Raw genomic sequence first — 14,107 nt, 5'->3', positions numbered from 1 at the left:
GCGCCATGTTGACGTTGATATTGGGGGCCTGTGTGGGCCTGGTTTTGGGACTCACAGGGGCGGGTGGAGGCATTCTGGCCATCCCTGCGCTCACGTTAGGCCTTGGCTGGTCAGTCACTGAAGCCACACCTATCGCTTTGCTGGCGGTGGGTGGCGCTGCCTCGATTGGCGCGCTGCACGGTCTGCGGCAGGGATTGGTGCGGTACAAGGCCGCCGGGGTGATGGCCATTGCCGGTTGGCTGACGGCTCCGCTCGGGCTCTACCTCGGCGGTCTGATTCCGGGTGGCGTGCTGATGCTGATGTTTGGTGCAGTGATGCTGGTCGTTGCGGTTCGAATGTATCTGCAATCCAGACCTGCCTCTGAAAATGCCCATGTGGCTGATGCCCTGCAAAAGAACTGCATGCTCGACCCTTCAACCGGACGTCTGGATTGGAGTGCTCGCTGCAGCGCCACGCTGGCTTCGATTGGGGCTGCGTCCGGTCTGCTTACCGGGTTGCTCGGAGTCGGGGGTGGTTTTCTGATCGTGCCTGCATTTCGCAAATTCAGCGATATCCGGATGCATGGCATTGTCGCGACGTCGTTAATGGTCGTCGCCCTGGTTTCACTGGGAACCTTGAGTCATCTGTTCGTTAGAGGCTTTGAGCTGTCCGGGGCGGCGCTGAGTTTTACCGCAGCCACCCTGGCTGGAATGGTGGTGGGTCGCCTCAGCGCGCCGAAACTCTCTGGCCAGCTTTTGCAGCGGCTGTTTTCCGTGCTCTGTATTGCAGTCAGCTTGCTCATGATCGGCAAAGCGTTCTGGGTGCTTGTATAAGGCATTTGCAGGGCGCTCGCATCGCGTTTGCTGATATCTGTGCGCTTGCGCGACTGCTCAGCGCAGGCTCATCAAATCAACGGGACGATTATTGATGATCGCCTCCATGGAAAAGAAACCCGTCACCGTCGCGAGTTCGAAGTCGGTGATCAGCTTCTGATAGAAGTTGTCGTAACCCGCCATGCCTTTGGTTACGACTTTAATCAAATAGTCCCATTCCCCGCCGATCCGATAGAAGTCCACGACTTCCGGCAAGCGTTCTACATGCATGCGAAATTCTTCACTCCATTCCTTGGAGTGGCGACTGGTGCGGATCATCACGAAAACTGTCAAGTCCAGGCCCAGTGCCTTGAGATCCAGGACGTTATGCGAGCCGATCATCAGCCCCAATGAGTTCAGCCGTTGCAGCCTGCGCCAGCAGGCGTTCTGGGACATTCCGACCTTATCTGCCAAGTCGCGCTGCGAAAGACTTGCGTCATTCTGCATGGCATTCAGGATGCGCATATCAAACACATCAAGTTTTAAGCCTTTGTCGTTCATATGACCCGAATCCGATGATATTCAGCAGAATAAAGGTGAAGTTTACACCGCTATAAGGTGGATACAATCGACGTCATCGCCTATCCGGAGCCCTACTGTGCAGACCTATAACCACGCCATCGTCGAAATCGAATCACCACTCTCCCGTTTTCGCAAAGGTTTAAGTGTCGGCGACGTAAAGACCGCTCTGTATGACGGCTTGGTGGGTTCGAACGTGAAGATCTCCGGCCCCTATGGGGATAAGGAACTGGTCTACGCGGACTATGTCGCGTCGGGCAGAGCGTTGCATCAGGTCGAACGTTTCGTGCTGGAGCAAGTGCTGCCTTTTTACGCCAATAGCCATACCGAGGCTTCTTACTGCGGTGGCGCCATGACACGGATGCGCCGCGAAGCCCGCGCGGTCATAGCCGGGCTCTGCGGCTGCGATGATCAACACGCGGTGATATTTTCCGGCTCAGGTGCGACCTCAGGGCTCAACCGTCTGGTCAACTTGCTTGGGGTCATCGACACCGTTGCTGCGGGGAAGCATGCCCGGGTCATCGTCGGTCCCTACGAGCATCACTCCAATATTCTGCCGTGGCGCGAGAGCGGTGCAGAAATCATCGAGATTGCCGAGGATTCTCAGGGCGGTCCTGACCTTGCACAGCTGGCCAGAGTGCTCCAGCAGGGAACGCCTGACCTGGCGATATGCACGCTGTCTGCCGCATCGAACATCACCGGAATCACCAGTGACGTGACAACCATCACCGCCATGGTCAAGGCCGCCGGGGCGAAGATGGTCTGGGACTATGCCGGCGCAGGCCCCTACGTACCTATCGCCATGTCGCCTGCTGAGGGCGTCGAAATTGATGCCATCGTCATATCCCCGCACAAGTTCATCGGCGGGCCAGGGGCATCCGGGATATTGCTGGTCCGACATGATGCGGTAGTCACTGAGACGCCGACCTGGCCGGGTGGCGGCACCGTAAGATTCGTATCACCCGTGGCGCACGATTACAGCAGCAGTCTGGAGTCTCGCGAAGAAGCCGGTACACCGAATGTGATCGGCGATATCCGTGCTGCATTGGCGTTTCTGGTCAAGGATGCCATTGGCGCAGAAGCAATGGCAGGGCGAAATCGCCAGCTGACGCAACGCGCGTTCCGTGCCTGGCAAGGTGTGCCGCAGCTGAATCTGCTCGGTTTGGTGGACGCGGACCGTTTGCCGATCTTTTCCTTTCAGATAAGAGACGGGAAAGGTGGATACGTCCACCAGCAACTGATTACCCGCATGCTAAGCGACCGTTTCGGCATTCAGGCTCGCGGCGGCTGCGCCTGTGCCGGACCTTACGTACACCGTTTGCTGGAGATCGACGCCCAGGAATCCGAAGCGATAAGGCAAGCCATTCTGTCGGGCAAGGAACTCCAGAAGCCCGGTTTTATCCGGCTGAACTTGAGTGTGTTGCTACCGGACGAAAAGGTGCAGTTCATCCTGGATGCTGTGGCGCAGATCGCCGCTGATGCGACCGAGTTCGAGGCTGACTACACGGTGGACCCAGCCCGGGCGATTTTTTCTCCTCGGCCTGTCGCTGCTTAACATCTGCCCCTGCGACTTTCCGGCGTTGAACATCTTGCCCAGCCCGCCATAAAACCTTTGCCAGCAGGTGTTATGGCGGGGGCTGGCTTAACTGTCGGTGCCGGCGACCGTTAACGGGCGGGATAGTCCGCGACAACTTCTTCTGCGCCGGATGTGGTCACACCAATGATCTGGTAGGCACTGCGCCGGTCACCGGATTCCATGCCCGGTGATCCCATGGGCATGCCGGGTGCGGCGACGCCGATCAGATCCGTCCGCCTGCTCAGCTCGGCGATCTGTTCGACGGGGACATGGCCTTCTACGAACTTGCCGTTCACTACGCCGGTATGACAGGACCCCAGTTGTGCAGGCACACCCAGCTTCTCCTTCAACTGGCTCATGTTGTCTTCCAGGTGATCGACTACGGTGTAGCCGTGCTCTTTCAGGTAAGCCATCCATTTGCTGCAACAGCCACAGTTCGGATCACGATGGACGTCAATGGACAGCTGTGGGGCGGCCTGCAGCACTGAAACAAAACCGAGCGTTGCCACGGCGCTGAAAATAAAAGCTGTGTTTTTAACTGAAAGCAGGCGCATTGATCGTCCTCGCAGATGATGGTTGGGAAAGAGGGTGGGGGAAATACAAGGTGAAAGCCGTGGATTGCCGCAGCTCGCTTTCAACCGCGACACGGCCTCCATGCAACGTCATGATCGAGCGCACGATGGCGAGCCCCAGCCCTGTGCCGCCTTGTTGCCGGGAGCGGCTGGGGTGAACCCTGTAGAAGCGGTCGAACAAGCGGTGTAGGTGCTCAGTTTCAATCCCGTCTCCCGCGTTGCGGACCGTCAGCGCCAGGTCATCGGCATCCTCGTCGAGCATGATCGTAACGGTGCTGCCGGGCGCGCCGTGCCGGATGGCATTGGACAGCAGATTCGAGATTGCCCGCTGGATCATCAGCTTGTCGCCCTTGATGTGGCCATGTCCGTGGACCTGGACAAACATAGACTTCTCCTCCGCCGACGATGCGAAAAGATCAGCGACTTTCCGGGCTTCCTCGTGCAGATCCACGGGGCCAAACGCCAGCCGAACCGATGGCTGACTCACGCTGGCCAGAAACAGCATCTGCGACACCATGAGCGACAGACGCTCCAGCTCTTCAGTGCAGGACTCTAGCACCTGCTTGTATTCCTGAGGCGGGCGCTCTCTGGACAGGGTCACCTGAGCCTTGCCCATCAGATTGTTCATGGGGGAACGCAGTTCATGGGCCAGGTCGTCGGAGAACTGTGCCAATTGCTGAACATCACCGTCCAACCGCTGGAGCATGAGGTTGACGGCGTGGGCCAGGTCACGCAGCTCGTCAGGCAGCCCTGTTACCTGCATCCGCAAGGACAGATCCCGTGCGGTAACGCGCTCTGCGATTTTGCGAAACGCGCGTAGAGGTCTCAATCCGCGATGCACAACCCACCAGGCACAGCCGCCGACCAGCAGCAAAATAACAGGCAGTCCTATCAAAGTTGATTTCACGAAAGCGTTGAGCAACGTGACATCGCTTTTTCTATCCAGAGACAGAATGATCAGGATCTGTTGATCGCTCGATAGCCGCACCTGCTTGTAGGCCACAAGGATTTCGTAACCCTGCGCCGACTTCAAACGTTGGAAGTCGTGCAGCGGCTCGCCAGTATCGGGTACCGGTAATTCCAACGCCTCGTTGCTACCAAGGTTCATCAAGCGTTTTCGCGGGAAGCTCGAGTCGAGAATGGTGAGGGTGAAATTATCATGGCCGATGATCTGGTCACGCAGGTTGTGAGGGTGAAGCACGATATCGGCTGTGGAGGACAAGCTCTCCGCCAGGCTGTGCTCGATCTGCCCCAGCTTTTCACTCAGACCATCCTGGGCCCGTACATCCAACTGATGGGAAATGGTTGCGTAGGCGAATGTCGCCATCACTACAACCAGTACGGCGCTCATCGCGGTTACCGTGAGGCCTAGCCTCATGGACAGGCGTGTTGGTTTCATTCCCGGACTTCCAGTACATACCCCACGCCACGCAGGGTGTGGATCAATTTACTGTCGAACGGATCATCGATTTTCGCCCGCAAGCGGCGGATTGAGACTTCAACCACGTTGGTGTCGCAATCGAAATTCATGTCCCATACCAGCGAAATGATCTGGGTGCGGGACATGACTTCTCCACTGTGGCGCATCAACAGATGCAGCAGGGCAAATTCCTTGGTGGTCAGGTCGACACGCTGGCTGCCTCTGAACGCTCTGTGTCGGCCCTGATCCAGCTCAAGATCACCCACGCGCAACACGTCCAGCAAACCACTTTGCTCGCTGCGCCGCATGAGGGTTCTCACTCTGGCGAGCAACTCTGGAAACTCGAAGGGTTTAACCAGGTAGTCGTCAGCGCCCATTTCCAGGCCCCTGACTTTCTCTTCCAGACGGCCGCGCGCGGTGACCATCATGACTCGGGTATTGTCGGTTTTTCTCAGTCGGGCCAATACTTCCCAGCCATCCATTTCCGGCAGGTTTACATCAAGGATCACGATGTCGTAAGTCTGATGCTGCGCCAGGTAAAGACCATCAAGTCCAGTTACGGCTACATCCACAACATAGCCACTCTCTGTCAGACCCTGGTGCATATACTCGGCAGTTTTTGGCTCGTCCTCTACTACAAGGATTCGCATAGGTATGTCCTGTTTCTATCGAAGGGAAATGATTTAAAAAAACTGAGTGCTTTATGTTGCACAGCTCGGCAAAGCCTCACAGGCGCCTGAATTCTGGAAGATTCTGGAGCCTGTAGCAGCTTCAGGGTCAACGACTGATTTTAAAAAAATAACTTTATATAAAGCTCGGCGAGTTCCGTAGTATTAATGGTCCTGGCTAAATCAAGAGAAAAGTTATTGCGTTTTATTTCCGGCGTCCTGCAAATATACCTGCAAATATAAAGGCGCTGCATTGTATGGTGATTAATCTACGCCCGGTCCTGGGTTACAGAATTGTAATGTTGCAGCAATCGGCCTGATAACTCCTCCTGCATAAAGTCCCCCCATCAAACTCCAGCCCATCGGGGGCGGGGTCATGTTGATTTTTGGGTGGGTGATATATGCGGCTGGAGAAGTGTGAACGTGCTTAGGTATCGATTTTTCCCTGTGCGTCCCGTTGTGAAAGCAAGTGTTTTGTCCGCCTTGCTGTTGTCGTTCACCGCCCCCGGAGTGGCGGCTGCCCAGAGCTTGAGTTTGCCGCAGGCTATTGCCGCCGCGTTTGCGGAGAATCCCGATCTTGCGGCGGCTCGCCAAGAGATCGGCGTGGCCGAGGGCGACAGGCAACAGGCCGGCCTGATGCCGAACCCGGAGTTGTCCTGGGAGGTGGAGGACACGCGGCGTAACACCAGCACCACGACGGTCATGCTTAGCCAGGCGCTGGAATTGGGCGGCAAGCGCGGGGCGCGTATCGATGTTGCGAGCCGCGGTCAGGATGCAGCGCAATTGGAGCTTGAGCGCCGGGGCAACGAACTTCGTGCCGAAGTGGTTCAGGCCTTCTTCACTGCGGTTCGGGCAGACACCGGGCTGGAGCTGGCGCGACAGTCGCAGGCACTTGCCCAGCGTGGTGTCGAAGTCGCCGAAGGCCGGGTTCGCGCCGGCAAGTCTTCACCAGTCGAAGTGACCCGTGCTCACGTGCAACTGGCGGAGACCGACCTGCTGGTGCGGCGCGCTGAAACGCTGAAGACCAACAGCTACCGTGATCTGGCCCGGACCACTGGCTCGTCGACGTCATCCTTTGACCGCTTGGAATATCGCCACCTGTCACCCGGCAAATCGCCGCCAGCAACCAGGATCCTCACCGCGATCAATCAGTCCGCCGAATTGCGTCTGGCTCACGCCCAGATTGAGCTGCGTGAGGCGGCGCTGGGATCGGAGCGAGCGCAGCGTATCCCGGACCTCACGGTCAGCATCGGCAGTCAGTACAGCCGGGAAGACCGGGAGCGGGTCAATGTAGTGGGCATGTCGATGCCTATTCCGTTGTTCAACCGGAACCAGGGGAACGTGCTGGCGGCATCGCGACGGGCCGATCAGGCCCGGGATTTGCGCAACGCTGTAGAACTCAGATTACGCACTCAGACTCAGTCGGCTCTCGATCAATGGGCAACCGCCATGGAGGATGTGGATTCATTCGATCAAGTCATCCTGCCTTCAGCGAAAAGTGCCGTCGACGCCGCCACTCGTGGTTTCGAGATGGGCAAATTTGGTTTTCTGGAAGTCCTTGATGCACAACGCACACTGATTGCGGCCCGTGGCCAATACCTCGAATCCCTCGCCATGGCGACTGACGCCAGAGTGATGGTTGAGCGTATCTACGGCGATCTGAACCTGTTCACGACTAACCCTTAACTCATTTCTCGCACTTATCGGGCGGTCGTTGTGTACGCCAGTACTTGATCGCCGGGAGCATCCATGGAAAACAAACGGAGTATGACCACGGCCCTGGCTGTGGTCGCAATCATTGGCCTGGGCAGTTTGACACTGGGTAATCAAGGTTTTCCTTCTGCCGCTGAGCCGACGCTGACCAGCAAAGAACAGGATAAAAAGTTAGAGCCCGAGCACTCGGAGGAAGAAGGGCATGCGGCTGAGGGCGGGCATGGCGACGAAAAGGAACACGCTGATAAAGACGACCACGGCGATGAGCCGCATGGTGAAAAGGGCCATGGTGGGGAGGCGTCAGGTGAGTCCCATGACGAAGAAGGGCAACTTGCGCTCAGCGCGGAACAGATCAGCGCAGCCGGTATAGAACTGGTTGTCTCGGCACCACGCCCGATGAGTACGTCGGTCACCTTTCCAGGTGAGATCCGCTTCGACGAAGACCGCACCACTCATGTCGTGCCCCGGGTCAGCGGCATCGTTGAAGAGGTCAAGGTGAACCTGGGCCAGTCAGTGAAAAAGGGCCAGGTACTGGCGGTTATTGCCAGCCAGCAAATCTCCGATCAGCGCAGTGAATTGAACGCCGCCCAGCGTCGTCTGGAGCTGGCACGCCTGACCCTGCAGCGCGAGAAAAAACTCTGGGAAGACAAGATTTCCGCCGAGCAGGATTATCTGCTGGCGCGTCAGGCCTATCAGGAAGCAGACATCAACTTCGCCAACGGGCGGCAGAAATTGAGTGCCATCGGCGCCAGCCTGAAGCCGTCCGCAGGCAATCGTTACGAGCTGATTGCCCCGTTTGACTCAGTGGTCATTGAAAAACACTTGGCCATTGGCGAAGTAGTCAATGAAGCCAGCACGGCGTTCACGCTCTCGGATTTGTCCAGGGTGTGGGCGACCTTTGGCGTGGCGCCCAAGGACCTGAATAAAGTGGTGGTGGGGCGCTCTGTCACGGTCAGTGCACCGGATCTGAATGCTCATGTCGAGGGCCGCATCAGTTACGTGGGCAGCCTGCTGGGGGAGCAGACCCGAGCCGCTGCGGTGCGCGTGGTGCTGGCCAACCCTGAGGGCGCATGGCGTCCGGGGTTGTTTGTTTCAGTTGATGTGACGGCAGACCAGGCCAACGCGGCGGTCAGCCTGCCTGAGTCAGCGATCCAGTCGGTAGAAGACAAGACCTCGGTGTTTGTTCGCAATGCCGAAGGCTTTGAGCTGCGTCCGGTGACGGTCGGCAGGCGCGACGCGGGTTACGTGGAAATCGTTCAAGGCTTGGCGGCCGGCACCAAAGTGGCCGCTGCGGGCAGCTTCATCCTCAAATCCGAGCTGGGTAAAGGCTCTGCCGAGCATTCCCATTGATCTGCCTTGCACGAGTACAACGTCATGTTTGAACGGTTGATTCAATTCGCGATAGAACAGCGCATCGTTGTGATGCTCGCTGTTCTTCTCATGGCTGGGCTGGGTATCGCCAGCTACCAGAAACTGCCTATCGATGCTGTACCTGACATCACCAACGTGCAGGTCCAGATCAACACCTCAGCGCCCGGTTTTTCGCCGCTGGAAACTGAGCAGCGAGTTACGTTCTCGATTGAAACGAGTATGGCGGGCCTGCCGGGACTGCAGCAGACCCGATCGTTGTCGCGCTCTGGTCTGTCTCAGGTCACGGTGATTTTCGAAGACGGCACCGACCTGTTCTTCGCCCGCCAGTTGGTGGGCGAGCGCCTGCAAATCGCCAAGGATCAATTGCCCGAGGGCGTAGACGCGGTCATGGGGCCAATCTCCACCGGGCTCGGCGAGATTTTCCTGTGGACCGTTGAGGCGCAAGAGGGAGCGTTGAAAGAGGACGGGACGCCTTATACGCCGACCGATCTGCGGGTGATTCAGGACTGGATCATCAAGCCGCAACTGCGCAATGTGCCTGGCGTGGCCGAGATCAACACCATCGGCGGTTTCGCCAAGCAATATCAGATCGCTCCAGACCCCAAGAAACTTGCAGCCTACAAGCTGACCTTGAACGATCTGGTAGCGGCACTCGAACGCAACAACGCAAACATCGGCGCCGGCTACATTGAGCGTGGCGGTGAGCAGCTATTGATTCGTGCGCCGGGACAACTCGGTACCGTTCAGGACATCGCCAATATCGTGATTGCCAACGTACAGGGCACGCCGATCCGGGTGAGCAGCGTGGCAGATGTCGGTATTGGTCAAGAGTTGCGCTCCGGGGCGGCAACGGAAAATGGCCGTGAGGTGGTTCTCGGCACTGTCTTCATGCTGATCGGCGAAAACAGCCGCACGGTCTCCCAGGCGGTGGCCGCCAAACTGGCAGAGATCAATCGCTCACTGCCCAAGGGGGTTGAAGCAGTCACGGTTTACGACCGTACCAACCTGGTTGAGAAAGCTATCGCCACAGTGAAGAAGAATCTGATCGAAGGGGCCATTCTGGTCATCGCGATCCTGTTTCTTTTCCTTGGCAACATCCGCGCGGCATTGATTACCGCGATGGTGATTCCACTGGCGATGTTGTTCACCTTCACGGGTATGTTCACCAATAAAGTCAGCGCCAACCTGATGAGTCTTGGTGCGCTGGACTTTGGCATCATCGTCGACGGCGCGGTGGTCATCGTCGAGAACGCAATCCGCAGGCTGGCCCATGCGCAGCAGAAATATGGGCGGATTTTGACTCGTTCTGAGCGCTTTCATGAGGTGTTTGCAGCCGCTAAAGAAGCGCGTCGTCCGCTGATTTTTGGTCAGTTGATCATCATGGTGGTGTACCTGCCGATCTTCGCCCTGACGGGGGTCGAGGGCAAAATGTTCCACCCCATGGCGTTTACCGTGGTGATTGCGCTACTGGGTGCGATGATTCTGTCGGTGACTTTTGTGCCGGCGGCCATCGCCATGTTCGTCACAGGCAAGGTCAAGGAAGAAGAGGGCGTGGTGATGCGTACCGCGCGTCTGCGTTACGCACCGGTGCTGAAATGGGTCCTGAGCCACCGTTCAATCGCGTTCGCCCTGGCCTTTGTGCTGATTGTGCTCTCCGGTTTCACGGCGAGCCGCATGGGCAGCGAGTTCATCCCAAGCCTGAGTGAAGGTGATTTTGCCCTGCAGGCGCTGCGGGTGCCGGGGACCAGCCTGAGCCAGTCGGTGGACATGCAGCAGCGCCTTGAAAAAGCCGTCATGGAGAAAATGCCGGAAGTAGAACGAATGTTCGCCCGCACCGGTACAGCGGAAATTGCCGCCGACCCGATGCCGCCGAATATCTCGGACAGCTATGTGATGCTCAGGCCGCAGAGTGAATGGCCTGACCCGAGCAAGTCTCGGGAGACGCTGATTGCCGAGTTGCAGCAAGCCGCCGCGACCGTGCCCGGCAGCAATTACGAGCTGTCGCAGCCCATCCAGCTGCGCTTCAACGAGCTGGTTTCAGGCGTGCGCAGCGACGTGGCCGTAAAGGTATTCGGTGATGACATGAACGTGCTGAACCAGACCGCAGCGAAAATCGCCGCTACGTTGCAGAAAGTCCCTGGCTCCTCCGAGGTCAAGGTCGAACAAACCACCGGCTTGCCGGTGCTGACGATCAACATTGATCGTGACAAGGCCGCACGTTACGGCCTGAACGTGGGCGATGTTCAAGACGCCATTGCGATTGCCGTCGGCGGGCGTCAGGCCGGTACGCTGTACGAAGGTGACCGACGCTTCGACATGGTGGTGCGCTTGTCGGAGACCCTGAGAACTGATGTGAACGGGCTTTCCAGCCTGCTTATCCCAGTGCCGGCCACTGCCAACAGCGCCAATCAACAGATCAGCTTCATCGCTCTGTCCCAGGTGGCGAGCCTGGACCTGGTGCTGGGCCCAAACCAGATCAGCCGGGAGAACGGCAAACGGCTGGTCATCGTCAGCGCCAACGTGCGGGGCCGCGACCTCGGGTCATTTGTCCAGGAAGCGGGGGAGACGATCAACAGCAGTGTGCAGATCCCGGTGGGGTACTGGACCAGTTGGGGTGGGCAATTCGAGCAACTTCAGTCTGCCGCCAAGCGCCTGCAAATCGTGGTTCCAGTCGCGTTGCTGATGGTACTGGCCTTGTTGTTCATGATGTTCAACAACCTGAAGGACGGCTTGCTGGTCTTCACCGGTATTCCGTTCGCCTTGACGGGCGGGGTCTTGGCGCTGTGGCTGCGGGATATTCCGCTGTCGATTTCAGCGGGGGTAGGGTTTATCGCTTTGTCCGGGGTTGCCGTGCTCAACGGTCTGGTGATGATCTCGTTCATTCGCAATCTGCGCCAGGAGGGCCGTTCTTTGGCTGATGCGATCAACGAGGGGGCGCTGACGCGTTTACGCCCGGTATTGATGACGGCGCTGGTGGCATCGCTGGGCTTTATCCCGATGGCGTTGGCGACGGGTACGGGAGCTGAAGTCCAGCGGCCGCTGGCGACCGTGGTGATTGGCGGCATCCTTTCCTCGACGGCGCTGACATTGCTGGTGTTGCCCGCGCTGTATCAATGGGCCCATCGTCGAGAAGAAGAGGTGTGATGGGTTCTGCTGCTTGACTCAACGCCCGCGGCTGGAAACAGCCGCGGGCGTTTTATTAGTGATGCACCCAGTTGTTTTAACGCATTACGCAAGACAAAAAAAAGCGCCCCGCAGGACGCTTAAAGATTCACCTTGACCAAAGGAGCCGTGAGGCTGCTAAAGGCGAATTATGGAGTGGGAAAACTCAACCTTCTGACTTTTTCAATTGCTTAGTGCGAGATTGCTCGTCAGCGCTCAAAAACCGCGAAGCTTCGCCGCTGTTTTGATCAATGAAACGCGCTTCTTGAGCGACACGCATTTTTTGCGCGGCCTGGCTTGCGCGTTCACTGCCGTCTTCGGCAAGTACGGCAGTTGAAGAAAGTGCGGCGGCCGTGAGAATTAGTGATTTGATCAGACTCATGTGGATTACCGTATTAATGCAATGGCAGAAACCTGAGCTGCGTTCAATAGCACCTCAGGAATTAAGCGTGATCATAAGGTCCGGCGCTTAACGAGAGAGTGAGTGAAAGATGACAATGTTGTTAGAAAGTCATAGGAGCGTCGTGCCGCGAGATAGATGAAATGGCCAAATGGTAATGTCCGCGCAATCTCCAGGTAAGCGGCTGGCTGATAGGTTGAGTCATCACTTAACTGGAGACGAAAAAATGAGCGTTATCAGACCGTTGATGGTCACTCTTGCACTGCTGTTGCCAGTCTCGTCATATGCCGAAGCGGTGGATAAATCAGCGCGGGACAGGGTGGTTCAGGACCATCAGCGAAAAGTAGAAAACTATGCGACAAACCATAAAAAAACAGTGCCCGGTATTATCGAGTACCGCTACGGAATGGAACTGGATATCGCGCGGATTATTGTTCTTTCTCCGGATCATCGAGCCTGTAAAGTTGTGCCGCAGTTGATGACTTATGAGAACTCCATCGGCGAACTAATGACCTTGAAATACCAGATGCTCAGTGATTGCAGGGGTAAAAACTGAGGACCGCTGACTCGCTACATCGCTTTACCCTGACGCCTCGAGACGGCCTCTATGGTCGTCTTGTGGTTATCGCGAGCAAGCTTACTCCTACAGGCGATCACTGAACCTGTGGGAGCGGTGCTTGCCCGCGATAAGGGCGACGCGGTCTGGCAGGCATACCGCGTTATCGTTCTTTGCGGGCAAGCCTCGCTCCAACGGGAGGCGCGGTGTCTGTGGGAGCGGTGCTTGCCCGCGAATCAGGCACCCCGGTTTTGCAGGCATACCGCGTCATCGATCATCGCGGGCAAGCGCGCTCCTACTGGCGATCACCGAACCTGTGGGAGCGGTGCTTGCCCGCGAATCAGGCGCCCCGGTACGGCAGGCACACTGCGTCATCGTTCCTCGCGGGCAAGCGCGCTCCTACTGGCGATCACCGAACCTGTTGGAGCGGTGCTTGCCCGCGAATCAGGCGACGCGGTTTGGCAGGCACACTGCGTCATCGTTCATCGCGAGCAAGCGCGCTCCTACTGGCGATCACCGAACCTGTTGGAGCGGTGCTTGCCCGCGAATCAGGCGCCCCGGTACGGCAGGCATACCGCGTCATCGATCATCGCGGGCAAGCGCGCTCCAACGGGAGGCGCGGTGTCTGTTGGAGCGAGGCTTGCCCGCGAATCAGGCGTCCCGGTACGGCAGGCATACCGCGTTATCGTTCTTCGCGGGCAAGCCTCGCTCCAACGGGAGGCGCGGTGTCTGTGGGAGCGAGGCTTGCCCGCGAATCAGGCACCCCGGTTTGGCAGGCACACTGCGTCATCGTTCATCGCGAGCAAGCGCGCTCCTACTGGCGATCACCGAACCTGTTGGAGCGAGGCTTGCCTGCGGATCAGGCACCCCGGTTTGGCAGGCATACCGCGTCATCGTTCCTCGCGGGCAAGCTTGCTCCTACTGGCGATCACCGAACCTGTGGGAGCGGTGCTTGCCTGCGGATCAGGCACCCCGGTTTGGCAGGCATACCGCGTCATCGTTCCTCGCGGGCAAGCGCGCTCCTACAGAAGATCACTGATCCCGTAGGAGCGCGCTTGCCCGCGAATCAGACGCTGCGGTGTGTCAGGCATACCAAGTTATCGTTCTTCGCGAGCAAGCGCGCTTCTACAGGATCAACTCGGTACCGGAAAACCACGCTGAACGTAAGGGCGCAACCCTGAGTAGCGCTTACCTGGCTAGTGAATATGAACGCAGAGCCCGTCTCTGGAAGATGTGTAGACACCCATTCCCATCGCTCTGACCACCCCATCCTCACACCTGAATCGATTAAGGCAATTT

General features: G+C 57.8%; 11 protein-coding genes. 6 read left to right on the top strand and 5 right to left on the bottom strand.

Translation table 11 applies throughout. The features are described 5' to 3' along the window. Window positions 1-5: 5 nt before the first annotated feature. Window positions 6-812 (top strand): sulfite exporter TauE/SafE family protein, encoded by an 807-nt coding sequence (locus IV01_RS00860; protein ID WP_032631806.1) that lies wholly within the window; start codon window positions 6-8, stop codon window positions 810-812. 57 nt (window positions 813-869) lie between these two features. Here the strand turns inward: IV01_RS00860 and IV01_RS00865 are convergent, their stop codons facing one another. Beyond that, window positions 870-1,352 carry an Lrp/AsnC family transcriptional regulator gene (locus IV01_RS00865; RefSeq protein WP_032631804.1) on the bottom strand — a complete coding sequence of 161 codons (483 nt, stop codon included), beginning with the start codon at window positions 1,350-1,352 and terminating at the stop codon, window positions 870-872. 97 nt (window positions 1,353-1,449) lie between these two features. Between IV01_RS00865 and IV01_RS00870 the strand changes: the two genes are divergently transcribed. Further along, a complete protein-coding gene (locus IV01_RS00870; RefSeq protein WP_080290427.1) occupies window positions 1,450-2,925 on the top strand; it encodes an aminotransferase class V-fold PLP-dependent enzyme in 1,476 nt (491 codons plus the stop codon). A gap of 110 nt (window positions 2,926-3,035) precedes the next feature. Here the strand turns inward: IV01_RS00870 and IV01_RS00875 are convergent, their stop codons facing one another. From IV01_RS00875 to IV01_RS00880, 3 genes are read right to left on the bottom strand one after another with little or no spacing between them, the layout of a single operon-like run. Then, window positions 3,036-3,500, bottom strand: coding sequence for a DUF411 domain-containing protein (locus IV01_RS00875; protein WP_032631802.1), 465 nt, complete (start codon window positions 3,498-3,500; stop codon window positions 3,036-3,038). Beyond that, window positions 3,481-4,917: a heavy metal sensor histidine kinase gene (locus tag IV01_RS0125655; protein WP_050508059.1), complete on the bottom strand. Its 1,437-nt coding sequence runs from the start codon at window positions 4,915-4,917 to the stop codon at window positions 3,481-3,483. Before IV01_RS0125655 ends, IV01_RS00875 begins: the two co-directional genes overlap by 20 nt. Continuing rightward, complete coding sequence (locus IV01_RS00880; protein ID WP_032631800.1) at window positions 4,914-5,588, bottom strand: heavy metal response regulator transcription factor; 675 nt, start codon at window positions 5,586-5,588, stop codon at window positions 4,914-4,916. The genes IV01_RS0125655 and IV01_RS00880 overlap by 4 nt, the downstream gene beginning before the upstream one ends. 492 nt (window positions 5,589-6,080) lie before the next feature. Between IV01_RS00880 and IV01_RS00885 the strand changes: the two genes are divergently transcribed. The 3 genes from IV01_RS00885 (at window position 6,081) to IV01_RS00895 (ending at window position 11,834) form a co-directional block, all read left to right on the top strand. Beyond that, the gene (locus IV01_RS00885) at window positions 6,081-7,292 is read left to right on the top strand and encodes a TolC family protein (RefSeq protein WP_418903569.1); all 1,212 of its coding nucleotides are present in this window, start codon (window positions 6,081-6,083) and stop codon (window positions 7,290-7,292) included. A gap of 63 nt (window positions 7,293-7,355) precedes the next feature. Beyond that, a complete protein-coding gene (locus tag IV01_RS00890) occupies window positions 7,356-8,669 on the top strand; it encodes an efflux RND transporter periplasmic adaptor subunit (RefSeq protein ID WP_032631798.1) in 1,314 nt (437 codons plus the stop codon). A 24-nt stretch (window positions 8,670-8,693) separates the two neighbouring features. Then, entirely contained in the window at window positions 8,694-11,834 is a 3,141-nt protein-coding gene (locus tag IV01_RS00895) for a CusA/CzcA family heavy metal efflux RND transporter (RefSeq protein ID WP_032631796.1), read from the top strand. Between the two features lie 184 nt (window positions 11,835-12,018). Here IV01_RS00895 and IV01_RS00900 read toward each other — a convergent pair whose 3' ends face one another. Continuing rightward, entirely contained in the window at window positions 12,019-12,234 is a 216-nt protein-coding gene (locus IV01_RS00900; RefSeq protein ID WP_032631794.1) for a hypothetical protein, read from the bottom strand. A gap of 244 nt (window positions 12,235-12,478) precedes the next feature. Here IV01_RS00900 and IV01_RS00905 point away from each other — a divergent pair, with 244 nt between their 5' ends. Further along, window positions 12,479-12,808, top strand: coding sequence for a DUF2790 domain-containing protein (locus tag IV01_RS00905; RefSeq protein ID WP_032631792.1), 330 nt, complete (start codon window positions 12,479-12,481; stop codon window positions 12,806-12,808). The last annotated feature ends 1,299 nt before the right edge of the window (window positions 12,809-14,107 follow it).

This window comes from Pseudomonas syringae (assembly GCF_000737245.1).
Classification (GTDB): domain Bacteria; phylum Pseudomonadota; class Gammaproteobacteria; order Pseudomonadales; family Pseudomonadaceae; genus Aquipseudomonas; species Aquipseudomonas syringae_J.
This window is presented reverse-complemented; position numbering and strand designations above follow the sequence as displayed.